The following is a 25,640-nucleotide window of genomic DNA, read 5'->3' as shown; positions in this document are numbered from 1 at the left end:
TAATGGAACATTTTACAATAGGTATAATTTCATACCTTATGGGATCTATTCCATTTGGTTTTGTTTTAACAAAAATTTTTTTAAAAAAAGATATTAGAGATATAGGTTCTGGTAATATAGGTGCTACCAACGCATTAAGAACTGGCAATAAACTTATAGGGTATGCAACACTTATATTGGATATATCTAAAGCAATAATTCCTGTTATTTATGTCAAAATTAATTTTCCAGAATTGATATTTATAGCTTCATTGTGTGCCTTTTTAGGTCATGTATTTCCAGTATGGCTTAAGTTGAGGGGTGGAAAAGGTGTTGCCACATATGTTGGAATTTTATTTTCTATAAACATCTTGTTAGGAGGAATTTTCACAATAAGCTGGATGATTACATTTATCTCAACTAAATACTCATCATTGTCGTCAATCATTGGGGCTTTATCCATACCAGTATACCTTTTGTTTGCAGGACAAAGTAATAATGTAGTTTTTTTTATAATAATGTTTGTTTTGATCTTTTTTACACATAGAGAAAATATCAAACGACTGAAAAATAAAGAGGAAAGTAAGACTAAAATTTATTAATTTGACTATCAAACTCTTTTGAGTAGTTTGTTAAATTATGAATCTAGTCATAGTTGAAAGTCCAGCCAAAGCAAAAACAATAAATAAATATCTGGGTAACAACTACACCGTTTTAGCAAGTTATGGTCATATAAGAGATTTACCATCTAAAAATGGGTCTGTAGATCCTGATCAAAATTTTAAAATGGAATGGGAGGTTGATAGTTTTTCAAAAAAATATTTAAAAGAAATTACTGATGCCGCAAAAGATTCTTCAAAAATTATTCTAGCAACCGACCCTGATCGTGAAGGTGAAGCTATTGCTTGGCATGTTAAAGAGTATTTGAATGAAAAAAAACTTCTAAAAGATAAAGAAGTAGAGCGTGTTGTATTTAATGAAATTACAAAAAAAGCTGTAACACATGGAATAGAAAATCCACGTCAAATTGAACCTTTGTTGGTGGATGCTTATATGGCAAGAAGAGCTTTAGATTATTTGGTTGGTTTTAATATCTCTCCTATTCTATGGACTAAATTACCTGGATCAAAATCAGCTGGAAGAGTTCAGTCTGTAGCCTTAAAACTTATTACAGAAAGAGAGCATGAAATTGAGTCTTTTGATCCTGAGGAATTTTGGACTTTAACTATAAATTTTCAAGATGATAAAAAAAGATTAATTAGTGCAAGTATATTTCAGCTTAATGGAAATAAAGTTGAAAAATTTTCATTTAGAAATAAAGTTGAAATAGATAAAGCAATTGAAAACATTAAAGATAAAAAATTTGTTATTAGTGACATTTCGTCAAAGATAATTAACAGAAACCCTTCTGGTCCATTCACAACTTCTACACTCCAACAAGTAGCATCCAGTAGATTGGGCTTCGGAGCTTCAAGAACTATGCAAATTGCCCAAAGACTATATCAAGGTATTGAAATTGATGGTGAAACCATAGGTTTAATAACATATATGAGGACAGACGGTACAAATTTGTCAGCTGATGCAATTACAGATTTTAGAGATTATATTAAAAATGAATACGGTAAAGAATATCTTCCAGAAAATCCTCTAAATTATTCTGGAAAAAAAGCTAAAAATGCTCAAGAAGCTCATGAAGCTATAAGACCAACAGACATCAATAGATCACCTGAGTCTGTTAAAAAATATTTAAGCACTGACCAACAAAAACTCTATAATTTAATTTGGGGAAGAGCTCTATCATCTCAAATGGAGTCTGCTAAATTTGATCGAAGCACGATAACAATAACTTCCAATGATGGTCAGACAATATGTAAAACTAGTGGTTCTGTTTTAAAATTTGACGGTTATTTGAAAGTATTTCCAAGCCCTAGTAAAGATGATGATGAAGCAATCTTACCAGAAATGTCAAAAGGTCAAATAAATATAGAAGCTTTTTTTGATGAACAGCATTTTACACAACCGCCACCCAGATACTCTGAGGCAAGTATTGTAAAAAAATTAGAGGAATTAGGAATTGGGAGACCATCAACATACGCAAGTATAATATCAACAATTGCTAATCGTGGTTATGCTGAAATTATTAATAAGAGATTTTTTCCAACTGATCGTGGAAAATTAATTTCTGCTTTTTTAGAAAAATTATTTTCAAAATATGTGGATTATAATTTTACTGCTGGTTTAGAAGAACAATTAGATGATATTACAACAGGAAAAGAAAGTTGGATAAAAGTTTTAGAAATGTTTTGGAAAGATTTTAATAATAACGTTTCTCAAGTTAAAGAAAAAAGAACTAGAGAAGTTTTAGATCTATTGAATGAAAGTCTTGGAACACTAATTTTTGACAAAGACTCTGACGGTAAAGTTGTCAGAAAATGTCAGCTTTGTGAAACAGGATCTTTAAGTTTAAAAAACAGTTTTAGGGGAGGTGCTTTTATTGGCTGTTCTAATTATCCAGAATGCAAATTTACAAGACCTTTATCTAAAGCGAAAGCTGCTGCACAAGCACAATTGGCTGAGCCAAAATTTATAGGTAAGCATGATAATGGAAATGATATTTATTTAAAAAATGGAAGATTTGGTCCCTACTTACAATATGAAAAAGTTCTTGAAAAAACTACAGAAGAAAAAATAACCAAGAAAAAAAAGAAGGCCAAGAAAGTGAAAGCTGATGTCAATGAACTTTTAAAAAATGTTTCAATACCTAAAGGTTTAGAATTAGAAAATATTGATTTAGAAAAAGCCCAATTTTTATGCTCACTACCAAAATCTCTTGGAATAAATCCTGAAAACCAAAAAGACATTACACTTAATACTGGAAGATTTGGCCCTTACTTAAAGTGTGAAAATAAATCAGCTAGAATAGAAAATTTGGAAGAAATATTTTCGATAGGTTTAAATAGAGCTATTACTTTGATAGCTGAAGCTAAACCTGGAAGAATGTCTGCATCAATTATTAAAGATTTAGGAGAGCATCCAGAAGATAAAAAACCAGTTAGAGTAATGAAGGGTCAATATGGACCATATATTAAATATAAATCGCTTAATGCAACTATACCGGAAGAAAAAGATCCTACTGAACTTACAATGGAGGAGGCTTTAATCCTTATTGAGAAAAGAAAAGAATACGATAAAACAAAGAAAACAAAAAAAAGAAAAAAGGTTAAAAAATGAATTACGATGATAAAATTAAAGAATTAAAAATTGAACTACCTGAAGCTAAAGCACCAGTTGGCTCTTATGTAGCAACTAAGATTTCAGGAAATTTACTTTATGTTTCTGGTCAAATTTCAATGAATTCAAATGGGGAATTAATTAAAGGTAAAGTTGGCAAAGACTTAACTACAGAGGAAGCCTACAAAGCTGCTGAAAGATGTGGATTAAGTATTGTTGCTCAAGTTAAAAATGCATGTAATGGAGATCTTTCAAAAGTAAAATCCTGCATTAAATTAACAGGTTTTGTCAATTCAACAGAAGATTATATCGAACAACCAAAAGTAATTAATGGGGCGTCAGATTTAATAGCTTCAATTTTTGGTGATGCTGGAATGCATACTCGAGCTGCTGTAAGCACTAACAGTCTACCTCTAGGTGTATCTGTAGAAGTGGATGCAATTTTTGAATTAAATTAGATTATCTGCCGATACCAAAATAATCAATTTTTAATTTTTTCATTTTAGCTGGTGAATAAAGATTTCTCATATCAAAGACTTTAAATTTATTTTTCTTAACAATTTTTTTAAAGTTTAATAATTTGAAATCATTCCATTCAGTGTGAAGAACAATAAGATCGCTGTTAAAACAAGCAGATGTTATATCATTATAATATTCAACATTTTTTAATTTTTTAAATTCATGTTTTTCACCTGAAGGATCGTAATAACGGATATTAGAATTTTTTTTGTTCAAATATTTTATCATTGGTATACTTGAAGCTTCACGCATATCATCTGTATTCGGTTTAAATGTAACACCTAAAAAAGTAATAGTTTTATTTTTTAATTTACCATGAAGTATTTCTTCTAATCTCTTAGTTAATAAAAGTTTTCTATTATTATTTGAAGAGACAACACTTTTGACAATTGTTAAATCAGTTTTAAATTGATTTGCAGTGTCAATTAATGCTCTTGTATCTTTAGGGAAGCATGATCCCCCATATGCTGGTCCAGCTCTTAAAAATCTTTCTCCTATTCTAAGATCCGAACCCATACCTTGAGATATATCTTTAATATCAACACCAGCCTTTTCACATAAATTTGCCAATTCGTTAATATAAGATATTTTTGTTGCTAAAAAAGCGTTAGAAGCATATTTAATTAATTCAGCACCTTTCCTAGATGTATTAAAATACCTGCTACTTTTTTTAATAATCGGCATGTATAAAGATTTCATTTTAGTATTGGCTTTTTTGCTATCAGTTCCAATAATTACTCGATCAGGGGAAGAAAAATCGCTAATAGCCTCTCCTTCTCTTAAAAATTCTGGATTTGATACTATATCAACAAGTTTCTTTCTTTTTAGTTTAATTAGAATTTTTTCGATTTTATCACCTGTTGTTACAGGAACAGTGGATTTCGTAACTATTACTTTATATTTAGATATAATTTTTTTTAATTGATGAACAACTTTGAAAACATTTTTTAGATCAGCTGAATTAGTATTTTTCTTAGTTGGTGTACCCACACAAATAAATATAATGTCAGAATTAGCTACTGCTTTATTTAAATCAGAGGTGAAAATTAATCTTTTCTGCTTAGAATTTCTTTTTAAAATTTCTTCTAAACCAGGTTCGTAAATTGGAACAATTCCTTTATTTAATAAATCTATTTTATTTTTGTCTTTATCAACACAATAAACAGTATTACCTAAATCTGAAAAGCACACACCACTTACAAGGCCAACATAGCCTGTACCAATCATGCATAATTTCATAGCTTGTTGATTTCCAAAGTTGAGTTGATATATCCATTCATAGTACCGCAATCTAAATATTTTCCAGAAAAATTATGAGCTATAAATTTTTCATTATCATTAATTAATGCTTGGATGGCATCTGTAATGTGTATTTCTCCACCTTTACTAGGTTTTGTTGTTTTTAGTTTAGTAAAAATTGATCTTGGTAAAATATATCTTCCTATTACAGCTTTATTGGAAGGCGCATTCTTTAAGTCTGGTTTTTCAATTACATCACTTATTAAATAATCAGTTTTGTTTAATTTTTTATCTAATTTATAAATGCCCCACCTTGAAACTGATTTTTTATTAACACTCATACTTGCCATCACAGATGATTTATATCTTTTGTGTGAGCTAATCATAGATTTGGAACAGTTTTTTTTAATTATAAGGTCATCTGGTAGTAACATTAAGAAGTATTTATCTTTGATTAATTTTTTGGTTTTAAGAACTGCATCACCTGTTCCTTTTGGTTTATTCTGGTAGACAAATTTAATCATTTTTCTAAATCTTAAAATTTTTTTATATTCCTCAATAACACGTGGGTCTTTTTTCTTTTTAATTAAATCTTTATAAAATTTATCATTGTAAAAATATTTTTTAATCATCATCTTTCTTTTTGATATAATAAAAATTATTTCTTTAATGCCAGCATCAATACATTCATTTATGATATATTCTAATCCTGGTTTTCCATTGATAGGTAAAAGTTCTTTTGCAAAAACACTAGTTAAAGGTAGCAGTCGTGTACCTAATCCAGCCAAAGGAATAATAGCTTGTTTAATCATTTAAATGTTTTACTTATTAAATATTTTAATACAAATGAAAATTATATTAAATAATAGTATTTTACGTAAAACATTAGGGCCTTTTAATGATATTGGTTTTGTACCTACAATGGGAGGTATTCATGAAGGACATATTTCTTTAATTGAAAAATCGATCAAATCTAACAAAAAAACTCTAGTAAGTATTTTTGTAAATCCAAAGCAATTTAATGACATTAAAGATTTTAAATCTTACCCTTCTAATATCAAGAATGATTTAACTATTTTAAAGAAAATTAAAAAGTTAGATTTTATTTATATTCCAAAATTCAAAGACATTTACGAAGATAAAAAAAAACACAAATAAAAATTAAAAGAAAAGATAAAATACTTTGTGCTAAATATAGAATAGGACATTTTGAAGGTGTTTTAGATGTAATGAATAGATTAACCACATTAATTAAACCCAAAAAAATATTTATGGGGAAAAAAGATTTTCAACAATTATATCTAGTAAAAAATTTTATTGAAAAAGAATTTAATATTAAGGTAATTGGATGTAAAACTGTCAGAAATAAAAATAAATTAGCATTATCTTCAAGAAATTTATTATTTAATAAACAAGAGCTCAATGAAGTTGAAAAAATTTCAAAAACCTTTTTAAATTTGAGAAATAAGACTAAAAGTATAAATAATATTAATAGATTTTTACAAAAATTAAAAAAAGATTTAGAGAGATTTTTTAATATTAAAATTGAATATTTAGAAAATAGAAATATAAAAAACCTAACTATTTCAAACAAATACCTGAAATCTAAAATATTCGTTAGTTATTATTATAAAGGTATTAGGTTAATTGATAATTTTTAAATTTGTAAAAAATAAGCACCAACACCTAAGAATGATACAAAACCTATCACATCAGTAATTGTTGTTACAAATACACTAGAAGCAATGGCAGGATCAATATTCACCTTTTTTAAAGTTACTGGAACTAAAATTCCAAATAGTCCAGCTATTATCATGGTTAAGATCATTGAAATTGAAATTATAATTGAAAGTGTATTATCTTGGAACCAAATTTGAACAACAAAAGCACTTATAGCTGCAAATATAATTCCATTTAAAATTCCAATAGTGAATTCTTTTAAAACATTTGATGAAAAATTATTCTCTGTTAAATCATTGGTCGCTATTGTTCTAACAGTCACAGCTAAAGTTTGCATCCCTGCATTACCACCCATAGATGCAACTATTGGCATCAAAAATGCTAACACAACCATTTGTTCAATCGTTGCACCAAATAAACTAATACACCAAGTTGCCAAAAAAGCTGTGAATAAATTTAACAAAAGCCAATTAAATCTTCTTCTTGTTTTGGTTATTACGCCATCTGTAATTTCCTCGTCACCTACCCCTGCCAATCTCAAGGCATCTTCCTCAGCTTCTTCTTTTAGGACAGTCAAGACGTCATCACTCATAATCATCCCAACTAACTTATTGTTTTTATCTACAACGGCAGCTGAATTTAAATTATAGTTTTCAAATAAATTACCAACCTCTTCTTTATCCATATCTACTGGTATTAATAATTGAGATTCGGACATGATTGAAAGCATTTTAGTATCTCTTGATGTGGTTAATACACGAGATGAAGGAACTGTTCCAATTGGTTTAAACTCCTCGTTAATAATAAAAATTTCTAAAAATTCCTCAGGGAGATCTTTATTTTCTCTTAAATAGTCAATTGTTTGACCTACAGACCAATTACTTGGTATAGCTGTAAATTCCCGTTGCATTATTCTTGCAGCCGTATCTTCCGGATAACTTAAGCTCTCTAAAAGAGCAAAACGATCTTTAGGTGGCAATGAACTAAGAATAGTATTTTTTTCTTCCTCAGGTACATTTTCTAAAATTGATATTGCATCATCAGACTCAAGATTAGTTAATATTGAAACTATTGAGTCAGATGAAAGATAGGTAATAATTTCTGTTTGAATAGACTCATTAAGTTCTACAAACACCTCAGGATCAATGTTAAAATTATTAAGTTTAATTAAACTCTCTCTATCTGATTGATTTAAATGCTCAATAATATCAGCAGCATCTGCTGGGTGCATTTCTTTAAAAGAATTAGTAATGAAAAGAGCATCATTATTTGCAATTTTTGACGTTACAACTTTTATGTATTCTTTATTAAATTCAAAATTTACTTTTTTATCTTTTATTTTTTTAACTAAAGACATAAATGCACCTATAATTTAGATTGGACTATTAATAGATAATTAAGATAATACAAATTATAAATGAATATAGAGATCAAAAAGTCAATAAAACCAATAAATTATTTTGAAGCTATAAACTTGTTAGAGAAAAGATTGGAAGATTTACACAAAAATAAAGATAAAGAACTTATTTGGACTTTGGAACATAATGAAATATTTACAGCAGGTACAAGTTATAAAGAAGTCGAAATTTTAGATAATTCTATAAACCTAATAAAAACTAATCGTGGTGGTAAAATTACTTGTCACGCACCTGGTCAATTAATTTGTTATTTTGTTTTAGATTTAAGAAAAAAAAAAGACATTAGAAAGTTTATTACTTGTATTGAAAAAACAATTATTGAAACTCTAAAGAATTACAAAATAGATACATTTTCAGATAAAGATAATATTGGAATTTGGCATAAAAAAAAACAAGTGATAAATAAAGTTGCAGCAATTGGTGTAAGAGTAAAAAAGTGGATTGCTTATCATGGATTTGCAATAAATATTAATAATAATCTAGATCAATATGAAAAAATAATTCCATGTGGGGTATCAGACAGAGGAGTAACAAATTTAAAAAAAATTAATGATCAAGATTATTCTAATCTTGAAAATATATTAATTAAAAATTTTATTTTAAATCTTCAAATCTAAGTCTTTTTGTTTTTAGTAGTTTTCTAAAATAATCTGGTAATAAGGCTGTGTAAGTATGTTTAATATCGTTAGCTATAAATCTTATTTGATATGAATGTAGCATTAAATTTTTGTTAATACCTTTGTATGAATTAGATAATTTATATTTTGTATCACCAAAAATAGGTTGTCCCACAGCGTAGAGTTGTTTTCTAAGTTGATGTTTGCGCCCAGTGATAGGTTTTAATTCAACCAGGCTAGCTTCTGAGTTTTTATCTAAAACTTTATAAATTGTTTTTGCTTTTTCTATAATTTTTTTTTCTCCATCATATCGGATAAGGTCATCATTCCACTCTCCAGAATCTTTATTTAACTCTCCATGGCATATAGCTAAATATGTCTTATGAACTTTTCGTAATCTAAACAAAGAAGTTAATAGTTGCGCAGACTCTCTTGTTTTAGCCATTATAAAAACACCAGAGGTGTCTTTATCTAACCTATGTACAGAATATGGTTTTGTCCCTTGAAAAATTTCACTTTTAGCAAAAATATCTACTAAATTCTTTTTTGATTTAGTCCCACCTTGAACAGAGATGCCTGAGCTTTTATTTAATACTATAAAATTTTCATTGTTATCAATGATTTGATCTTCGTTAGATTTGATAACATCTTTTGATGGTTCAAATTTAATTTTTTTTTGAACTATAGTTTCTTTAAAATCTATATTAAAAATATCTACAACATCATCTATTTTAACTTTAGTAGAACTTTTAATCTTTTTTTTATTGATCTTAATCTTTCCAGATCTTAAATATTTTTCGATTAAGCCTTGTGGAATTTTGCCAATTTTAAATCTTATCCAACGATCAATACGCATATCATTACACGTTGAATCAACGGTAAATGACTTTTTCATGATTTAGAATTTATGCTGTTGCTTGGTTCTTTTCTTCAGCTTTTAATGTTTCTTTGGAAGTATCTTTTTTCTTTTTGTCTACTCTTCTAGCCTCAACGTCTCTATCAACGAACTCTATAATGGCCATAGGTGCATTGTCACCATATCTAAATCCAGCTTTAATAATTCTGGTATAACCACCATTTCTTTTTTCATATCTTTTTGAAAGAGTTTTTTTAACTTTATTAGCTGATTTAATATCTTGAAGTTGAGAAACTAACATTTTTGTTGTTTGCAAAGTTTCTTTTTTACCTAATGTTATAATTTTGTCTGCTTGTGGTTTTAAAAATTTAGCTTTAGGCAAAGTAGTTTTGATTTGCTCATACTTTATCAAAGAATTTAACATATTCTTTAAAAGAGCTTTTCTATGTTCAGAAGTTCTGTTTAACTTCTTATTTGCCATTCCATGTCTCATTAGATGGCTTCCTCTAACTTTTTAGACATTTCTGCTATATTATCTGGTGGCCAATTTGGAATTTCCATTCCTAAATATAATGACATTCCTGTTAAAACTTCTTTAATTTCATTCAAAGATTTTCTACCAAAATTAGGGGTTCTAAGCATTTCACCTTCAGATTTTTGAACTAAATCTCCAATATAAATTATATTATCATTTTTCAGACAATTCATTGATCTTACTGAAAGCTCAAGTTCATCAACTTTTCTTAATAAGTTTTTATTGAATTCAGGTTCAGTTGATACTTCTTTCACTGGTGCTTCAACTGGTTCATCAAAATTAACAAACATTTTTAGCTGGTCTTGAAAAATTCTTGCCGAATAAGCCACAGCATCTTCTGCTGAAATCGATCCATTGGTTTCAACATCCATAGTAAGTTTGTCATAATCCAATGCCTTACCTTCTCTAGCAGTACTTATTGAATAAGAAACCTTCTTAACTGGACTGTAAAGTGAGTCAATAGCTATAAGTCCTAATGGTGGCTCTTCTGGTTTATTTAAATCAGCAGGCACATATCCTTTTCCAGTACTTACATTCATTTCCATATGAAAGTTTGTATTTTCATCAAGATTACATATTACTAATTCAGGATTTAAAATTTCTACGTCAGCAACTTGTGCAATATCTGAAGCTTTTATTTCACCAGGTCCTTTAGCATCTAATATAAGTTTTTTTGTTCCTTCTGAGTTACATTTCAAGGCTAAAGATTTTACGTTTAAAACTATATCTGTGACATCTTCTCTTACACCCTTAATAGATGTAAATTCATGTAAAACACCGTCTATTTGAATTGAAGTAACTGCCGCTCCTCTTATTGATGAAAGTAAAATTCTTCTTAAAGAGTTTCCTAAAGTTAAGCCATAACCTTTTTCAAGAGGTTCAGCAATAATTTTTGCATGGGTTAAATCATCACTTATTTGGACATCTAATTTAGATGGTTTAATTAATGATTTCCAATTTTTTACATTTACATTTTCGACTTCCATTAAACTCTCCTTTTTTTTGGTGGTCTAGTTCCATTATGAGGCATGGGTGTTGTATCTTTAATTGATAAAATTTTAAAACCTCTTGCTTGTAATGCTCTTAATGCTGTTTCACGTCCAGACCCAGGGCCTTTAACTTCAACAGATAAAGTTTTCATTCCATACTCTAATGCTTTAGAGGCAGCAGCATCAGCAGCAATTTGTGCCGCATAAGGGGTAGATTTTCTAGATCCTTTAAAACCTTTTTGGCCGGCAGAAGCCCAAGAAATCACATTCCCGTTAGTATCTGCAATTGAAATAATTGTGTTATTAAAAGTAGATTGCACATAAGCAATTCCATTTAAAATATTTTTTTTAATTTTTTTCTTTTTTGAATAAGAACTTTTGTTACTTTTCTTTGAAGATTTTTCTACCTTCTGATCTTTATTTTCAACTTTATCAACTTTAGCCATAATTATTTTTTAGTTGGAGTTAATTTTTTTCCTGCAATAGCGATAGCTTTACCTTTTCTTGTTCTTGCATTACATCTTGTTCTCTGTCCTCTTACAGGTAATTTTTTTCTATGCCTTGTTCCTCTGTAGCAAGCTAGATCAATTAATCTTTTTATAGTTAGTGAATAATCTCTTCTTAGATCACCTTCGACTTTAAAATTAGCATCAATATATTCTCTAATTTTTAAGATTTCATCATCAGTCAATTCATTAATTCTTTTAGCTCTTGGTATTTCAAGTGAACTACAAATCTGGTTAGAAAATTTATCTCCAATCCCATAAATATAAGTTAAACCTATGTGTACAAGTTTATTTTGTGGGATGTTGATACCTGCGATACGAGCCATAATTTTTGTGATAATTTGTGCCTTTTATATAATAAGATTACTCAAAGTCAACGTCTTAAACATTGATAAAAGTGTCAATTTTAGCAGTAATTTCCTCTATTTCGAGTGTTCCATCAATCTCTTGAAGATTTGAATTTTTCGATAGAAAGCGAAGAACTGGCTCGGTTGTTTTTGTATAAATATCGTATCTAGACATGATTGTTTCTAGATTGTCGTCTTTTCTTTTTACAAAGAATTCCTTTCCACAAGGGTGTAAATTAATATCTTTTTTGTTGAAAAATTCATTGAGAGTTAAATTACATTTGTCACAAGTTACTCGACCAATTATCCTTTTTTCTATAATTTCACGAGGTACAACTAATGAAATTATCAAATCTATCTTTTGGTTAAATTCTTTTAAGATTAAATCAAGATTTTTTGCTTGATCAATGCTTCTTGGGTAACCATCAAATATAATACGATCTCTAAACTTAAGGTTTAAAATAGCATTTTTAAGAAGTTTATTTACAATTTCGTCTGATGCAAAATTACCTTTTGAAATAACTGCTTCTATTTTTTTACCAAGATCTGTATTTTTTTTTGTCTCATTCCTTAACAGATCTCCAGTTGATAACTGAAAGTAGTTATGCTTTTTAACAATTAATTGAGCCTGTGTGCCTTTACCTGCGCCAGGAGGCCCAAATAAAATAATATTCACTTACTTTCCAAATTTAGTTTTTTTGATTAATTGCTCATATTGAGAACTCATTAATCTGGTTTGTATTTGAGTTACTGTATCTATAGCCACAACAACAACAATCAAAATTGAAGTACCTCCCAAATAAAAAGGAATTGGATAATTAGCAATTAAAAATTCTGGCATCAAACAAACTAATGTTAAATATAGTGCACCTATAGTTGTTAATTTTGTTAAAATATTTTCAATATACAATGCTGTGCTTTCTCCTGGTCTAATACCAGGAACAAAACCACCATATTTTCTTAGATTATCTGCAGTTTCTGTTGGATTAAAAGTAATTGATGTGTAGAAAAATGTAAAAAATATTATTCCTGATGCGTAAAGCATCATGTAAAGGGGCTGACCTTGTGTAAAATATGAACTTAAGTTTAAGAATGTTTCATTATTTGAAAAAGAAAAATTTGAAAATGTTACTGGTAGTAGCAACAATGCAGAAGCAAATATTGCAGGTATTACTCCTGCTTGATTAATTTTTAATGGTAAATGCGAAGATTCACCTCCGTACATTTTATTACCCATTTGTCTTTTAGGATAATTTATTAATATCTTCCTTAAAGCTCTCTCCATAAATACTATAAATAATATAGTTAGTATTAATAAAACAAAAATAGCTAAAATCATAAATGTTGAAACCGCACCTGTTCTTCCAAGTTCAAAGGTTGTAACTAAAGCTCTTGGAATTTCAGCAACGATCCCTGCAAATATTATTAAAGATATACCATTACCAATACCCCTTTGAGTAATTTGCTCACCTAACCACATTAAAAACATCGTTCCAGCTACAATAGTTGTAACAGTTGTTATTTTAAAAAAGGCACCAGGATTTATTACTAGGTCAGCTGAAGACTCTAAACCAACTGATAGACCATAACCTTGAACTGTAGCTAATACTACTGTTCCATATCTTGTTATCTGCGTGATTTTTGCTCTTCCAATTTCACCTTGAGCTTTTAAATTTTTAAAATAATCAGAAACACCAGTTAATAACTGAACTATAATTGATGATGAAATATATGGCATTATACCTAATGCAAATATAGCCATTCTACTTACGGCACCACCTGCGAATACATTGAACATTCCAAGTAAACCTTTTTGGTTACCATCCATCATAATCTTAAGCTGTTCTGGATCAATACCTGGCAAAGGAACAAATGTACCAAATCTGTAAACTGCAAGAATAAATATCGTAAATAATATTCTGTTTCTTAAATCGTTTGTTGATGACGATGCGCTCATTGAAATTTATTATTTTTTCAATTGAATAGATCCACTAATTTTTTCTAGTTTTTCTATTGCTGATTTTGATGCTAAGTCTGCTTCTATATTTACTTTGTCTTTAATTTCTCCAGTACCAAGTATTTTTAACTTTTGAGAATTTTTGTTGATTAATCTTAATTTTTTAAGCAATTCCATATTTATAGTGTCACTGGGATTAATCGTTTTTTCATTAATAAATGACTGAATCTTTTCAAGATTCATAATTGCTATATTTACTCTTGAAATTGGATTAAAACCTCTTTTTGGCAATCTTCGATATAAAGGCATTTGACCACCTTCAAAAGCTTTAATGGCAACACCAGATCTAGATTTTTGACCCTTGACACCTCTACCAGAGGTTTTACCTTTACCTGACCCAATACCTCTACCAACTCTCATTTTAGATTTATTAATCTTATCTTTAGTGTTTAAAGTTATCATTATCCTCTTTTCTCAACTATTTCTGAAATTTTTTTATTTCTAATAGCTGAAATTTGTTTTGGTGAATTTTGTTTTAATAAAGCTTTCATCGTAGCTCTAATAACATTATGTGCATTTGAAGTTCCCATTGATTTTGCAACAATATCTTTTACACCTAGCACTTCACAAACAGCTCTTACTGGTCCACCTGCAATAATTCCAGTACCTTTTGATGCAGCTCTAAGTACGATTCTTCCAGAACCATCTTTTGCTTTTACATCATGGTGTATTGTTCTTCCTTCTCTTAGAGGAATATGTATCAATTTTCTTCTCGCTACTTCATTAGCTTTCTTGATTGCATCTGGAACTTGTTTTGCTTTTGCGTGAGCAATCCCAATTTTACCTGCTTGATTTCCAACAACTACCAATGCTGAAAAACCAAATCTTCTTCCACCTTTTACAACTTTTGTAATACGGTTGATGTGAACTAATTTTTCTAAAATATCGTCAGCTTTTTTGTCTTTAAAATTATCCATAATTAAAATTCCATTCCATTTTCACGTAAGGTTTCAGCAAATACTTTTACTCTACCATGATATCTGTATATTCCTCTATCAAAGTATATTTTTGTAATTTTCTTTTCTTGAGCTTTCTTGGCTAACTTAGTAGCAACTATTTTTGACAATTCAGTTTTATTTACTTTTTCACCTGATTTAATATCTTTTTCAACTGATGAAGCTGATAATAAAGTAACTTTATTAATATCATCAATTATCTGTGCAGAAATGTTTTTTGCTGATCTAGAAATACATAATCTAAATCTATCTTTAGAAGCAACTTTTTTGACTTTGTTACTAACTCTAAATCTTTTTCTAATGGTAGTATTTAGTTTCATTATTTTTTCTTTCCCTCTTTTTTAAGAACATACTGACCTTTTTCACGGATACCCTTACCTTTGTATGGTTCAATTTTTCTGTAAGTTTTAATCTTTGAAGCTACTGAACCAACCTGTTGTTTATCTGAACCTGAAATTTTTAAAGTTGTTTGTTTTTCAACTTCAATTTTAATCCCCTCAGGAATATCATAATTAATATCATGACTATAACCAAGCTGAAGGTTTAACTGTTTTCCTTTTAAAGCAGCTCTATAACCAACACCAACCAATTCAAGAATTTTTTCATATCCTGTGCTTGATCCAATTACCGCATTATTAATCAAGCTTCTATTCATTCCCCAAAGTCTTTTTGAATCTTGGTCAATTTTTTTCGGTTTTATTGAAATTTCTTTTCCTTCTTTAATGTCAAGATTAAACATTTCTAAATCAATATCGATTGACTTTTTTCCTAAAGGGCCTTCAATATTTATTATATTCCCTGCTAAAACTACTTTAACTTTTTCAGGAATAGAAATACTTATTTTACCAATTTTAGACATTAAAATACCTTACAAATAATTTCGCCACCAACACGTTGTTTTCTTGCATCTATATCTGTCATTACACCTTTTGGTGTAGAGATAATAGCAATTCCCAGTCCATTATTTACCTTTGGCAGACTTTCAGCACTAGAAAAAATTCTTCTACCAGGTTTTGATACACGTTCAAAAGCACTGATAACAGGGTTTCCAGAGTAGTATTTAAGTTCCAAAGATAATGTTGGTTTATTATCTTCGGCAGCAATTTTAAAATCTTTAATAAACCCTTCGTTCTTAAGAATATCTGCGATTTTTGTTTTAAAATTTGAAGATGGTAATTCTACTTTTTTGTGGTTTCTAGCTTGAGCATTTTTTACTCTTGCTATCATATCTCCAATCGGATCACTTAAACTCATAATTTTCCTTTCTACCAGCTTGACTTAGTCATTCCTGGAATTAATCCAGCTAAACCTAAGTCCCTTAAAGCTATTCTTGATATTTTTAATTTTCTATAAACCCCATGTGGTCTTCCTGTAATTTTGCATCTATTCATAACCCTTATCTTTGCTGAGTTTCTGGGCATCTGTGACAATTTTTGCTGTGCTTTAAATCTTTCTTCCAATGGTAACTTTTTGTCCATAATAATTTTTTTAAGACTTTGTCTTTTATTATAAAGTCTATCAGAAAGTTTAATTCTTTTATCGTTTTTGTTTACAGCGCTTACTTTAGCCATGTTTAATTGTCTCCTTTTTTAATAAATGGAAAATTCATTTTTTCTAATAAAGCAAAAGCATGTTCTTTATTTAAAGCTTTTATTACAACTACAATATCAAGACCTCTAACTTTGTCAGCTCTATCAAAACTTACTTCAGGAAATATAATGTGCTCTTTAACACCAAATGTATAGTTTCCGAATTTATCAAATCCTTTTGGAGACAATCCTCTGAAGTCTTTAATTCTTGGTAGTGCAATATTTACCAATCTATCAATAAACTCATACATTTTATTTTTTCTTAATGTTACTTTTAAACCAGCATTAGAGCCTTTTCTTGTTTTAAAATTAGCAACTGATTTTTTAAATTTTGTAATCACAGGTTTTTGACCAGTAATTTTTCCCATATCTTCTTCTGCTGCTTTTAAAATTTTTGCATCAGCTCCATCAAGTCCAAGCCCCATATTTAAAACTATTTTTTCTATTTTAGGAACCATAAAAATATTTTTAAGAGCTAAGCTGTCTTTTAAAGCTGGCTGAATTTCTTTACTGTAAATTTCTTTTAATCTTGGTGTCATTATTTTTTAGCCTCTACTTTTTTTGTAACTTTTTCATCAATTAGTTTGAGGTTAGATAAATGTATAAAGCTTTCTTTCGATACAATTCCACCTTTTTTCTCTTTAGTAGTTTTTACGTGTTTTTTAACCATATTAATTTCTTTAACTTTAGCTCTATTATTAGGTCTATCAATTTCAATAACTTCACCTTCTTTTTTCTTATCTTTTCCAGTTAAAACCCTTACTTTTAAGCCTTTTTTAATCATCTTTATAAAACCTCCGGTGCTAGTGAAATTATTTTCATTTGCCCTCTGCTTCTTAATTCTCTTGTTACAGGACCAAAAATTCTTGTTCCCACTGGTTCACCTTTATCATCAACTAAAACTGCAGCATTGTTATCAAACTTAACTTTTGAACCATCGTTTCTATGAATTCCCTTTTTTACTCTCACTACCACAGCCTTATGGACAGTACCTTTCTTAACTTTACCTTTTGGTATTGCTTCTTTTACAGCAATCACAATAGTGTCACCGATGCTTGCATATCTTCGTTTAGATCCACCAAGCACCTTTATACATTCTATTCTTTTAGCGCCTGTGTTATCTGCTACCTGTAATTCTGTTTGTACACCAATCATTATTTTGTATTCTCCATTACTTGGAATTTTTTATTTTTCGAAAACGGTTTGCTTTCAATAATTGAAACTTTATCACCAGTTTTAAATGTATTATTTTCATCATGAGCATTATAATTTTTTCTAACTTTGATTACTTTCTTAAGTACAGGATGAGAATATTTTCTTTCAACCATTACAGTTATAGTTTTATTTGGCTTATCACTTATAACTACTCCAGTTAATATTTTTTTAGGCATTAATTTTTCCTTTTAATAAAGTTTTTAATCTTGCAATTGTTTTTCTTGTTTCACTAATTTTTGCAGGGTTTGTTACTTGTGAATTTATTTTTTGAAATCTAAAATTAAAAAGATCTTTTTTTAATTTATCTATATTTTTTATCATTTCATCCTTTGATAATTTTTTAATTTCTTGTTTTTTCATATTAAGCAAACCTCTTAATAGTTTTAGTTTTTATTGGCAATTTAGCTGAAGCTTTGTAAAGAGCTTCTTTAGCTATCTGCTCAGAAACTCCATCAACTTCAAACAATATTCTTCCAGGTTTAACTCTACACGCAAAAAATTCAGGATTTCCTTTACCTTTACCCATCCTTACTTCAATCGGTTTTTTTGATACTGGGATATTTGGAAACACTCTAGTCCAAACTCTTCCTTGTCTTTTCATATGTCTAGTTAAAGCTACTCTAGCAGCTTCAATTTGTTTTCCTGTAATTCTTTCTGGTTGCAAAGCTTTCAGAGCAAACGCACCATAATTAATAGAACTTGCTCTAGTTGCTGTTCCATGGATTCTTCCCTTGTGAGCTTTTCTCCATCTAGTTCTAACCGGTTGAAGCATTATTCTTTAACCTCTTTTGGTGCTGCTTTATTAGTTTCTTGACTGAACTCTCTTGCAAAAACTTCACCTTTATAGATCCAAACTTTAATTCCTATAATACCATATGTTGTTAAAGCTTCTGCTTCAGCATAATCTATATCAGCTCTTAAAGTGTGTGAAGGTATACTGCCTTCTCTTAACCATTCAGTTCTTGCTATTTCGTTTCCACCAAGTCTTCCACTTATAGAAACTTTAATTCCTCTTGCTCCTAATCTGATACATGATTGCATGGATCTTTTCATAGCTCTTCTATATGAAATTCTTTTTACCAATTGTTGAGCGATATTCTCAGCAACCAAATAAGCATTAGTTTCAGGTTTTTTTACTTCTTTAATGTTAAGTGCAACTTCATTAGTTGTGAATTTTGATAAATTATTTTTAATTTTATCAATATCACTACCTTTTTTTCCAATAACAAATCCAGGTCTTGAGGTGTAGATAGTTACATAGCATTTATTAGATGTTCTCTCTATCATCACTTTGGATACACCAGAATTAACTACATTTTTTTTGATATAATCTCTAATTTTAAAATCTTCTATTAAATAATTTCCAAAATCTTTCTTTTTAGCAAACCAAACAGAGTCCCAACCTCTGTTGATACCCAATCTAAAACCTACAGGATTAACTTTTTGTCCCATGACTCTCCATTTGTTTAACTTCTGATAAAATTATAGTTACTGTTGACCAAGGTTTTAAAATTGGTGCAGCTCTACCCTTTGCTCTTGGTCTAAATCTTTTCATTACAATTTTTTTTCCACAATAAGCTTCTTTAACAACTAAGTTGTCAATGTCATACTGAAAATTGTTTTCTGCGTTTGCGACTGCAGAACTAATTGTTTTTCTAATATCTTTGCTAATTCTTTTAGCCGAGAATTGTAAATCTCGAATAGCTACATCTACTTTTTTTCCAACAATACTTTTTAAAATAGGATTAAGCTTTCTAACACTAGTTCTTATACTATTGTTTACAGATTTAACTGTATCTACTTTTTTTCTATTTTTTTTCTTTGTCTTATTCATATTTATTTTTTAGCCGCTGTTGCAGGTTTAGCTTTTTTATCTGCTGGTGTATGACCATAAAAAGTTCTCGTAGGCGAAAATTCACCTAGTTTGTGTCCAACCATATCCTCTGAGATTGTGATTGGTATAAATTTTTTACCGTTATAAATTTGAAAACTTACACCAACAAAATCAGGTAATATTGTTGACTTTCTTGACCATGTTTTAATTGGAATTTTCTTTGGATCATCTTTGTATTTATCAACTTTTTTCATTAAGCTTTCCTCAACAAAAGGTCCTTTCCATACTGATCTAGCCATTACTTAGTATCCTTCCTCTTATTTCTTCTCTTAACAATATATTTATCTGTTCTCTTATTATCTCTTGTTTTTAATCCTTTAGCAGATTGACCTGTAGGTGAAACGGGATGTCTACCACCAGCTGATTTACCTTCTCCACCACCATGAGGGTGATCTACAGGGTTTTTCACAACTCCTCTAGTATGTGGCTTTCTTCCAAGCCATCTTGATCTTCCTGCTTTACCAATTTTAATATTTTTTTGATCTGGATTAGTTAAAATTCCTATTGTAGCCAAAGATCTAGAGTCAATTTTTCTAACTTCGCCTGAAGCTAATTTAATTAAACTATAGTTTCCATCTAAACCACTAATTGTTACAGACGAACCTGCAGATCTAGCAATTTTACCACCAGCACCTGGTTGAATTTCAACGTTATGTATGTTTATACCAACTGGAATATCTTGGAGTGGCATACAATTTCCAACTTTAATTTCTTTTTTAGAACCATTTTCAATTTTATCACCAGCCTTGATTTTTTGTGGTGCTAAATAGTAAGCATGAGAACCGTCTTCAAATTTTACTAACATAATGTAACACGATCTATTTGGGTCATATTCAATTCTTTCAACGGTAGCTTCCATATCAAATTTTTTACGGTAAAAATCTACATGTCTATACATTTTTTTATGGCCACCAGATCTATTAATATTAGTTATATGTCCGTTATTGTTTCTTCCTTTCATTGCATTTTTTGGAGATACAAGTGATTTGAAAGGCTTACCCTTCCATAGACCAGTTCTGTCAACCAGAATAGTTCCTCTGGTAGATTTTGTATAAGGTTTAAAAGTTTTTAATGCCATTTATTAAATTCCTGTGGTTAGGTCAATGCTTTGACCTTTTTTAAGTGTTACTATTGCTTTTTTAAAACCAGAAACTCTCACTTTTTTTCCTCTGGTTATTTTAACTCTATTCTGTTTGTTGATTATATTAATCTTAGTCACGTTTACTTTAAAAATTTTTTCAATATTTTTTTTTAAATTTGTTTTATTTGCACCAGCAGGAACTTTAAAAACAATTTTATTTTGTTCTGATAAATTTGTTGATTTCTCCGTAACCATTGGAGAAACAATTTTATCGTATAAATGTATTTTATCCATTTTAAGAATATCTCTTTTCTAGCTCTTTTACTGAGCTTTCGGTAAAAACAACTTTTTTAAATTTTATAATATCGTATGAGCTAAAATGGTTTACATCAGTTACTTTAACATTTGGAATGTTTCTGGCTGATTTTTCAATTTTCTCTTTAGAAGCTTTATCTAAGATAATTAAAGAATTTGATATTTCTAATTTTTGAATAATTGCATTCATTTCTTTAGTTTTTTTTATTTCAGCTGAAAAATCACTTAAAATTAATAAATTTCTGTCTTTATTTTTTTCAGTAATTAAAGATGCTACACTTAGCTTCTTCTCATTTTTATTTAATTTTCTTTTTTTGTAAGCAAGCTCACCCTTAGGACCATGTGCTATACCACCACCAACGAATATTGGTGCTTTTCTACTTGCATGTCTTGCTCCACCAGTTCCTTTTTGAGCATAAATTTTTGATGTAGGGCCACTTACTTCATTTTGCTGTTTCGTTTTAGCATGTCTACCTTTGTAGTTAGCGTTAGTTTTATATAAAACGCTACTTACCAACTTACTATTAATTTTTGCAGAAAATATTTTATCTAATACTTCAATAGTATCTTTTTTTCCATCAATGCTTATTTTTTCTATTTTCATTATTTTTTCTTTTTATCAGGTGTTTTTTTTGCTTCTTCTGCTGCTGCAATTTTTTCTGAAATTGTCATTTTATTTATGTTTTTAATTGATTTTCTCACTACTACTTCTGTATTTTTTGAACCTGGAATTGAACCTTTTAAATACAAAAGTTCGTTTTCTAAATCTGTTTTGATAATTTCAATATTAAGCATTGTTCTAAGTCTGTCACCCATATGACCAGCCATTTTTTTTCCTTTGAATACTTTGCCGGGATCTTGACTATGTCCTGTTGAACCATGGGCTCTATGTGAAACTGAAACACCGTGACTGGCTCTTAAACCACCAAAATTCCATCTTTTCATTGCACCCGCAAAACCTTTTCCTATTGTTTTTGATCTTGTGTCTACAAATTTAATGTCTTTAAATATCTCTAAACCAAACTCGTTACCCTCTTTATAACTTTCAGTATCTTTAACTCTGTATTCTTTAAGAGTTTTTTTTGCCTCAGTGTTTTTTTTAGCAAAAAAACCTTTCATTGATTTCGTAAGTTTTGAATTTTTTATCTTTCCATAACCAAGTTGTACAGCTTTATAGCCTCTTTTTTCTTCATCTATAACTTGGATAACTCTAGCCTTTTCAACTTTAAGTACAGTCACAGGAACTAGCTGACCAGTTTTGTAAAACTCTCTAGTCATACCTATTTTTTTTCCAATTAGAGCTATTTCAGACATAATTAAATTTTTATCTCCACATCAACACCTGACGCAAGGTCAAGTTTCATTAAAGCTTCCACAGTTTGTGGTGTTGGCTCTATAATATCTATTAATCTTTTATGAGTTCTTGACTCAAATTGTTCTCTACTTTTTTTATCGATATGCGGCCCTTTTAAAACTGTGTATCTTTCAATTCTAGTTGGTAGTGGGATGGGTCCTTTGATAGTTGCACCTGTTCTTTTTACAGTGTTTACTATTTCCTCAGTAGATGCATCTAAAATTTTATTGTCGTAAGCTCTAAGTTTGATTCTAATATTTTGTTTTTCCATAATTACCCTGCAATCTTTTTAGTTACTTCGTCTTGTACATTTTGTGGTACTTTAGAGTAATGATCAAAGAACATAGAATATTGAGCTCTTCCTTGAGACATTGATCTTAAATTATTTATATATCCGAACATGTTTGCTAATGGAACCATTGCTGTAATTACAGTTGCATTACCTCTTTGTTCTTGAGTGCTTATTTGGCCTCTTCTACTATTTAGGTCACCTATTACATCACCCATATAATCTTCTGGAGTAACTACTTCAACTCTCATAACAGGCTCGAGCAGTTTTAATGTTCCTTTAGTACAAGCTTCTTTAAAACAGGCTCTACCAGCAAGTTCAAAGGCAAGAACACTTGAATCTACATCATGGTGCAATCCATCGATAATAGTTACTTTATAATCTATCATGGGAAAACCAGCTAAAATTCCATTATCCGAAACAGTTTCAATACCTTTTTCTACACCTGGGATAAATTCTTTAGGAATTGCACCACCTTTAATTTTACTTTCAACAGATCTTCCAGCGCCTGGTTCTTGAGGTTCAACTAGTAGTTTGACTTTCGCAAATTGACCTGCACCACCACTTTGTTTTTTGTGAGTATATTCAACTTCCGAAGCATTTTCTAAAGTTTCTCTATAAGCTACTTGAGGAGCACCAACATTTGCTTCAACTTTAAATTCTCTTTTCATTCTATCTACAATAATATCTAAGTGAAGTTCACCCATACCTTTAATGATTGTTTGTCCAGACTCTTCATCAGATGTAACTCTAAATGAAGGATCTTCAGCTGCAAGTCTTCCAAGTGCTTCACCCATTTTTTCTTGGTCAGCTTTTGTCTTTGGCTCTACAGCAATTTCTATTACAGGTTCTGGGAATTCCATTGGTTCCAGTAACACAGGATTGCTCTCATCACATAACGTGTGGCCAGTTATAGTATTTTTTAAACCAGCTAAGGCAACAATATCTCCAGCATTTGCTTCCTTAATATCTTCTCTTGAGTTAGCATGCATTAAAAGCATTCTGCCTACTCTTTCCTCTTTATCTTTTGATGTGTTGTAAACAGCTGTACCAGTTTTGATAGTTCCAGAGTAAATTCTAATAAAAGTAAGTGAACCAACAAATGGATCGTTCGCGACTTTAAAAGCTAAAGCAGAAAAAGGAACTGTATCTTCAAATTTCATTTCTAGTTCTTCCTCTGAACCTGGTTTTGTTCCTTTAATTGACCCAATATCAATTGGGCTTGGTAGGTAATTGATTGTTGCATCAAGTAATGGCTGTACACCTTTATTTTTAAATGCAGAACCTGTAGTAATTGGCACGAAACTAAAGTTTAAAGTTCCTTTTCGAATACATTTTACTAAATCTTCTTCTTTAATTTCATCACCATTTAAATAAGCTTCCATTAATTTTTCGTCTTGTTCAACAGCAGTTTCAACTAATTCAGTTCTGTACTTTTGAGAAATTTCTTTTAAATCATCAGGAATATCTTTGTATTCCCATTCAGCTCCTAATGCTTCATTTTTCCAAACTTGTGCTTTCATTTTCACTAAATCTACAACACCAGACAATGATGCTTCAATACCAATCGGAATTTGTAGAGGTAATGGTTTACAACCTAATCTATCTCTAATCATGTCCACACATCTAAAAAAATCTGCACCAGTTCTATCCAGCTTATTCACAAAACAAATTCTTGGAACTTTGTATTTGTCTGCTTGTCTCCAAACAGTTTCTGATTGAGGCTCTACACCTGCAACACCATCAAAAACACATACCGCACCATCTAAAACTTTAAGAGATCTTTCAACTTCAATTGTAAAATCTACGTGACCTGGTGTGTCTATAATATTAATTCTATGATCATTCCAAAAACAAGTAGTTGCGGCAGAGGTAATTGTAATTCCTCTTTCTTGTTCTTGTTCCATCCAGTCCATAGTTGCAGCACCATCATGTACTTCACCTATTTTATGGCTTTTACCTGTATAGTATAAAATTCTTTCTGTTGTAGTAGTCTTGCCGGCATCGATGTGGGCCATGATTCCAATATTTCTATATTTATCTAATGTGTGAGTTCTAGCCATAATTTATTACCATCTAAAATGTGCAAAGGCCTTATTAGACTCAGCCATTTTATGCACATCCTCTCTTTTTTTAACTGCAGCACCTTTTTTCTCATAAGCATCAAACAATTCATTAAAAATTTTATCTGACATGTGTTTATCTTTTCTTTTTCTTGCAGAATCTACTAACCATCTAATAGCTAATGCTTGAGCTCTTTTGCTTTTTACTTCAACAGGAACCTGATAAGTAGCACCACCAACTCTTCTTGATCTTACTTCAACAGTAGGCTTAATATTATTTATAGCTTCATTAAAAATATTAATTGGCTCGTCTTTAGATTTTGTTTTAATTTTATCTATTGCATCGTAAACAATCTTAGCCGCAACACCTCTTTTACCATCGTACATTATATTGTTAATTAACTTTGGTATGATAGTTGAATTAAACTTTGGATCTGGAACTACATTTTTTTTTGGTTGCGTTTTTTTTCTAGACATTATTTACCTTTTTTAGTTCCGTATAAAGATCTTCTTTTTTTTCGATTAGCAACACCTTGTGTATCAAGATTTCCTCTTAAAATATGATAACGAACACCTGGTAAATCTTTTACCCTACCACCTCTAATTAATACTACTGAGTGCTCTTGAAGATTGTGTCCTTCACCTGGAATGTAAGCGGTAACTTCAAAACCATTTGACAGTCTTACTCTTGCAACTTTTCTTAATGCAGAGTTTGGTTTTTTAGGAGTAGTTGTGTAAACTTTAACACACACACCTCTTTTGAGAGGTTGTTTTTGTAATGCAGGAACTTTGTTCCTAGTTAATTGTTTAACTCTTTTTTTTCTTAACAACTGATTAATAGTTGGCATAAATTTTTTATAAAATTAATTAATTTATTTTTAGAAGAAAATAACTGACAGGTTATTTTGTGGCAGCGTTTAGTACTATTAGTAGGTACTACATTCCAACCAA

At 29.8% G+C, this 25,640-nt stretch carries 39 protein-coding genes; 6 read left to right on the top strand and 33 right to left on the bottom strand.

Annotation, left to right across the window (positions count from 1 at the left end):
- The first annotated feature begins 2 nt into the window (after nt 1-2).
- From plsY to ACIJYA_RS02865, 3 genes are read left to right on the top strand one after another with little or no spacing between them, the layout of a single operon-like run.
- Complete coding sequence (plsY, locus tag ACIJYA_RS02875; RefSeq protein WP_435089010.1) at nt 3-581, top strand: glycerol-3-phosphate 1-O-acyltransferase PlsY; 579 nt, start codon at nt 3-5, stop codon at nt 579-581.
- A 37-nt stretch (nt 582-618) separates the two neighbouring features.
- On the top strand, nt 619-3,210 hold the full coding sequence (topA, locus tag ACIJYA_RS02870; protein WP_435089008.1) for a type I DNA topoisomerase: 2,592 nt from the start codon (nt 619-621) through the stop codon (nt 3,208-3,210).
- Complete coding sequence (locus ACIJYA_RS02865; protein ID WP_435089006.1) at nt 3,207-3,668, top strand: RidA family protein; 462 nt, start codon at nt 3,207-3,209, stop codon at nt 3,666-3,668. Before topA ends, ACIJYA_RS02865 begins: the two co-directional genes overlap by 4 nt.
- Nucleotide 3,669: 1 nt before the next feature.
- Here the strand turns inward: ACIJYA_RS02865 and ACIJYA_RS02860 are convergent, their stop codons facing one another.
- Together ACIJYA_RS02860 and ACIJYA_RS02855 are read right to left on the bottom strand one after the other, a co-directional pair.
- On the bottom strand, nt 3,670-4,968 hold the full coding sequence (locus tag ACIJYA_RS02860) for a UDP-glucose dehydrogenase family protein (protein ID WP_435089004.1): 1,299 nt from the start codon (nt 4,966-4,968) through the stop codon (nt 3,670-3,672).
- Nucleotides 4,965-5,780, bottom strand: coding sequence for a sugar phosphate nucleotidyltransferase (locus ACIJYA_RS02855; protein ID WP_435089002.1), 816 nt, complete (start codon nt 5,778-5,780; stop codon nt 4,965-4,967). Before ACIJYA_RS02855 ends, ACIJYA_RS02860 begins: the two co-directional genes overlap by 4 nt.
- A gap of 34 nt (nt 5,781-5,814) precedes the next feature.
- Here ACIJYA_RS02855 and ACIJYA_RS02850 point away from each other — a divergent pair, with 34 nt between their 5' ends.
- Nucleotides 5,815-6,126, top strand: a complete 312-nt coding sequence (locus ACIJYA_RS02850) for a pantoate--beta-alanine ligase (RefSeq protein WP_435089000.1) — start codon at nt 5,815-5,817, stop codon at nt 6,124-6,126.
- Nucleotides 6,123-6,629, top strand: coding sequence for a pantoate--beta-alanine ligase (locus tag ACIJYA_RS02845; protein WP_435089253.1), 507 nt, complete (start codon nt 6,123-6,125; stop codon nt 6,627-6,629). Before ACIJYA_RS02850 ends, ACIJYA_RS02845 begins: the two co-directional genes overlap by 4 nt.
- On the opposite strand, the gene mgtE is transcribed toward ACIJYA_RS02845, so the two are convergent.
- Nucleotides 6,626-8,005: a magnesium transporter gene (gene mgtE, locus ACIJYA_RS02840; protein ID WP_435088999.1), complete on the bottom strand. Its 1,380-nt coding sequence runs from the start codon at nt 8,003-8,005 to the stop codon at nt 6,626-6,628. The genes ACIJYA_RS02845 and mgtE overlap by 4 nt on opposite strands.
- A 60-nt stretch (nt 8,006-8,065) precedes the next feature.
- Between mgtE and lipB the strand changes: the two genes are divergently transcribed.
- Nucleotides 8,066-8,683, top strand: coding sequence for a lipoyl(octanoyl) transferase LipB (gene lipB, locus ACIJYA_RS02835; protein WP_435088997.1), 618 nt, complete (start codon nt 8,066-8,068; stop codon nt 8,681-8,683).
- On the opposite strand, the gene ACIJYA_RS02830 is transcribed toward lipB, so the two are convergent.
- The 30 genes from ACIJYA_RS02830 to rpsL are packed head-to-tail and all read right to left on the bottom strand — an operon-like array spanning nt 8,661 to nt 25,537.
- The gene (locus ACIJYA_RS02830) at nt 8,661-9,578 is read right to left on the bottom strand and encodes an RluA family pseudouridine synthase (protein WP_435088995.1); all 918 of its coding nucleotides are present in this window, start codon (nt 9,576-9,578) and stop codon (nt 8,661-8,663) included. The genes lipB and ACIJYA_RS02830 overlap by 23 nt on opposite strands.
- Before the next feature lie 10 nt (nt 9,579-9,588).
- Nucleotides 9,589-10,032: a 50S ribosomal protein L17 gene (gene rplQ / locus ACIJYA_RS02825; RefSeq protein ID WP_435088993.1), complete on the bottom strand. Its 444-nt coding sequence runs from the start codon at nt 10,030-10,032 to the stop codon at nt 9,589-9,591.
- On the bottom strand, nt 10,032-11,060 hold the full coding sequence (locus tag ACIJYA_RS02820) for a DNA-directed RNA polymerase subunit alpha (RefSeq protein ID WP_435088991.1): 1,029 nt from the start codon (nt 11,058-11,060) through the stop codon (nt 10,032-10,034). The genes rplQ and ACIJYA_RS02820 overlap by 1 nt, the downstream gene beginning before the upstream one ends.
- Complete coding sequence (gene rpsK, locus ACIJYA_RS02815; protein ID WP_435088989.1) at nt 11,060-11,509, bottom strand: 30S ribosomal protein S11; 450 nt, start codon at nt 11,507-11,509, stop codon at nt 11,060-11,062. Before rpsK ends, ACIJYA_RS02820 begins: the two co-directional genes overlap by 1 nt.
- A 2-nt stretch (nt 11,510-11,511) precedes the next feature.
- The gene (gene rpsM, locus ACIJYA_RS02810) at nt 11,512-11,895 is read right to left on the bottom strand and encodes a 30S ribosomal protein S13 (protein WP_435088987.1); all 384 of its coding nucleotides are present in this window, start codon (nt 11,893-11,895) and stop codon (nt 11,512-11,514) included.
- Between the two features lie 55 nt (nt 11,896-11,950).
- On the bottom strand, nt 11,951-12,592 hold the full coding sequence (locus tag ACIJYA_RS02805) for an adenylate kinase (RefSeq protein WP_435088985.1): 642 nt from the start codon (nt 12,590-12,592) through the stop codon (nt 11,951-11,953).
- Nucleotides 12,593-13,873, bottom strand: coding sequence for a preprotein translocase subunit SecY (gene secY, locus ACIJYA_RS02800; RefSeq protein ID WP_435088983.1), 1,281 nt, complete (start codon nt 13,871-13,873; stop codon nt 12,593-12,595).
- 9 nt (nt 13,874-13,882) lie between these two features.
- A complete protein-coding gene (gene rplO / locus ACIJYA_RS02795; RefSeq protein ID WP_435088981.1) occupies nt 13,883-14,335 on the bottom strand; it encodes a 50S ribosomal protein L15 in 453 nt (150 codons plus the stop codon).
- Nucleotides 14,335-14,850 (bottom strand): 30S ribosomal protein S5, encoded by a 516-nt coding sequence (gene rpsE / locus ACIJYA_RS02790; protein ID WP_435086916.1) that lies wholly within the window; start codon nt 14,848-14,850, stop codon nt 14,335-14,337. The genes rplO and rpsE overlap by 1 nt, the downstream gene beginning before the upstream one ends.
- Before the next feature lie 2 nt (nt 14,851-14,852).
- Complete coding sequence (gene rplR, locus ACIJYA_RS02785) at nt 14,853-15,209, bottom strand: 50S ribosomal protein L18 (protein WP_435088979.1); 357 nt, start codon at nt 15,207-15,209, stop codon at nt 14,853-14,855.
- Nucleotides 15,209-15,748 carry a 50S ribosomal protein L6 gene (gene rplF, locus ACIJYA_RS02780; protein ID WP_435088977.1) on the bottom strand — a complete coding sequence of 180 codons (540 nt, stop codon included), beginning with the start codon at nt 15,746-15,748 and terminating at the stop codon, nt 15,209-15,211. Before rplF ends, rplR begins: the two co-directional genes overlap by 1 nt.
- Nucleotides 15,748-16,143 carry a 30S ribosomal protein S8 gene (gene rpsH / locus ACIJYA_RS02775; RefSeq protein WP_435088975.1) on the bottom strand — a complete coding sequence of 132 codons (396 nt, stop codon included), beginning with the start codon at nt 16,141-16,143 and terminating at the stop codon, nt 15,748-15,750. The genes rplF and rpsH overlap by 1 nt, the downstream gene beginning before the upstream one ends.
- 11 nt (nt 16,144-16,154) lie before the next feature.
- Nucleotides 16,155-16,460, bottom strand: coding sequence for a 30S ribosomal protein S14 (rpsN, locus tag ACIJYA_RS02770; RefSeq protein ID WP_435088973.1), 306 nt, complete (start codon nt 16,458-16,460; stop codon nt 16,155-16,157).
- A 2-nt stretch (nt 16,461-16,462) separates the two neighbouring features.
- On the bottom strand, nt 16,463-17,017 hold the full coding sequence (gene rplE / locus ACIJYA_RS02765) for a 50S ribosomal protein L5 (protein WP_435088971.1): 555 nt from the start codon (nt 17,015-17,017) through the stop codon (nt 16,463-16,465).
- A complete protein-coding gene (gene rplX / locus ACIJYA_RS02760; RefSeq protein WP_435088969.1) occupies nt 17,017-17,262 on the bottom strand; it encodes a 50S ribosomal protein L24 in 246 nt (81 codons plus the stop codon). The genes rplE and rplX overlap by 1 nt, the downstream gene beginning before the upstream one ends.
- 2 nt (nt 17,263-17,264) lie before the next feature.
- On the bottom strand, nt 17,265-17,633 hold the full coding sequence (gene rplN, locus ACIJYA_RS02755) for a 50S ribosomal protein L14 (protein ID WP_008544079.1): 369 nt from the start codon (nt 17,631-17,633) through the stop codon (nt 17,265-17,267).
- Nucleotides 17,633-17,869 (bottom strand): 30S ribosomal protein S17, encoded by a 237-nt coding sequence (rpsQ, locus tag ACIJYA_RS02750; protein WP_023648435.1) that lies wholly within the window; start codon nt 17,867-17,869, stop codon nt 17,633-17,635. Before rpsQ ends, rplN begins: the two co-directional genes overlap by 1 nt.
- Complete coding sequence (rpmC, locus tag ACIJYA_RS02745) at nt 17,862-18,053, bottom strand: 50S ribosomal protein L29 (protein WP_435088968.1); 192 nt, start codon at nt 18,051-18,053, stop codon at nt 17,862-17,864. Before rpmC ends, rpsQ begins: the two co-directional genes overlap by 8 nt.
- Before the next feature lies 1 nt (nt 18,054).
- Nucleotides 18,055-18,465: a 50S ribosomal protein L16 gene (rplP, locus tag ACIJYA_RS02740; RefSeq protein WP_023648433.1), complete on the bottom strand. Its 411-nt coding sequence runs from the start codon at nt 18,463-18,465 to the stop codon at nt 18,055-18,057.
- On the bottom strand, nt 18,465-19,145 hold the full coding sequence (rpsC, locus tag ACIJYA_RS02735; RefSeq protein ID WP_435088966.1) for a 30S ribosomal protein S3: 681 nt from the start codon (nt 19,143-19,145) through the stop codon (nt 18,465-18,467). The genes rplP and rpsC overlap by 1 nt, the downstream gene beginning before the upstream one ends.
- The gene (gene rplV, locus ACIJYA_RS02730; protein WP_028036894.1) at nt 19,129-19,527 is read right to left on the bottom strand and encodes a 50S ribosomal protein L22; all 399 of its coding nucleotides are present in this window, start codon (nt 19,525-19,527) and stop codon (nt 19,129-19,131) included. The genes rpsC and rplV overlap by 17 nt, the downstream gene beginning before the upstream one ends.
- 2 nt (nt 19,528-19,529) lie before the next feature.
- Nucleotides 19,530-19,826, bottom strand: a complete 297-nt coding sequence (gene rpsS, locus ACIJYA_RS02725; protein WP_297681959.1) for a 30S ribosomal protein S19 — start codon at nt 19,824-19,826, stop codon at nt 19,530-19,532.
- On the bottom strand, nt 19,826-20,665 hold the full coding sequence (gene rplB / locus ACIJYA_RS02720) for a 50S ribosomal protein L2 (protein ID WP_435088965.1): 840 nt from the start codon (nt 20,663-20,665) through the stop codon (nt 19,826-19,828). Before rplB ends, rpsS begins: the two co-directional genes overlap by 1 nt.
- A 3-nt stretch (nt 20,666-20,668) precedes the next feature.
- Complete coding sequence (rplW, locus tag ACIJYA_RS02715) at nt 20,669-20,962, bottom strand: 50S ribosomal protein L23 (protein WP_435088963.1); 294 nt, start codon at nt 20,960-20,962, stop codon at nt 20,669-20,671.
- Nucleotide 20,963: 1 nt separating this feature from the next.
- Nucleotides 20,964-21,587: a 50S ribosomal protein L4 gene (gene rplD, locus ACIJYA_RS02710; RefSeq protein WP_435088961.1), complete on the bottom strand. Its 624-nt coding sequence runs from the start codon at nt 21,585-21,587 to the stop codon at nt 20,964-20,966.
- Nucleotides 21,587-22,297 carry a 50S ribosomal protein L3 gene (rplC, locus tag ACIJYA_RS02705; protein WP_435088959.1) on the bottom strand — a complete coding sequence of 237 codons (711 nt, stop codon included), beginning with the start codon at nt 22,295-22,297 and terminating at the stop codon, nt 21,587-21,589. Before rplC ends, rplD begins: the two co-directional genes overlap by 1 nt.
- A 2-nt stretch (nt 22,298-22,299) precedes the next feature.
- The gene (rpsJ, locus tag ACIJYA_RS02700; protein ID WP_023648425.1) at nt 22,300-22,608 is read right to left on the bottom strand and encodes a 30S ribosomal protein S10; all 309 of its coding nucleotides are present in this window, start codon (nt 22,606-22,608) and stop codon (nt 22,300-22,302) included.
- 2 nt (nt 22,609-22,610) lie between these two features.
- Nucleotides 22,611-24,689, bottom strand: coding sequence for an elongation factor G (gene fusA, locus ACIJYA_RS02695; protein ID WP_435088957.1), 2,079 nt, complete (start codon nt 24,687-24,689; stop codon nt 22,611-22,613).
- A gap of 6 nt (nt 24,690-24,695) precedes the next feature.
- Nucleotides 24,696-25,166, bottom strand: coding sequence for a 30S ribosomal protein S7 (rpsG, locus tag ACIJYA_RS02690; protein WP_028036888.1), 471 nt, complete (start codon nt 25,164-25,166; stop codon nt 24,696-24,698).
- Nucleotides 25,166-25,537, bottom strand: coding sequence for a 30S ribosomal protein S12 (gene rpsL, locus ACIJYA_RS02685; protein WP_023648422.1), 372 nt, complete (start codon nt 25,535-25,537; stop codon nt 25,166-25,168). Before rpsL ends, rpsG begins: the two co-directional genes overlap by 1 nt.
- Nucleotides 25,538-25,640: the final 103 nt, after the last annotated feature.

The sequence above is a fragment of the Candidatus Pelagibacter bacterium nBUS_29 genome (assembly GCF_051200905.1).
Lineage (GTDB): Bacteria > Pseudomonadota > Alphaproteobacteria > Pelagibacterales > Pelagibacteraceae > Pelagibacter.
Note: the sequence above shows the minus strand (reverse complement) of the source record. Positions and strands in the feature narration are given on the sequence as shown.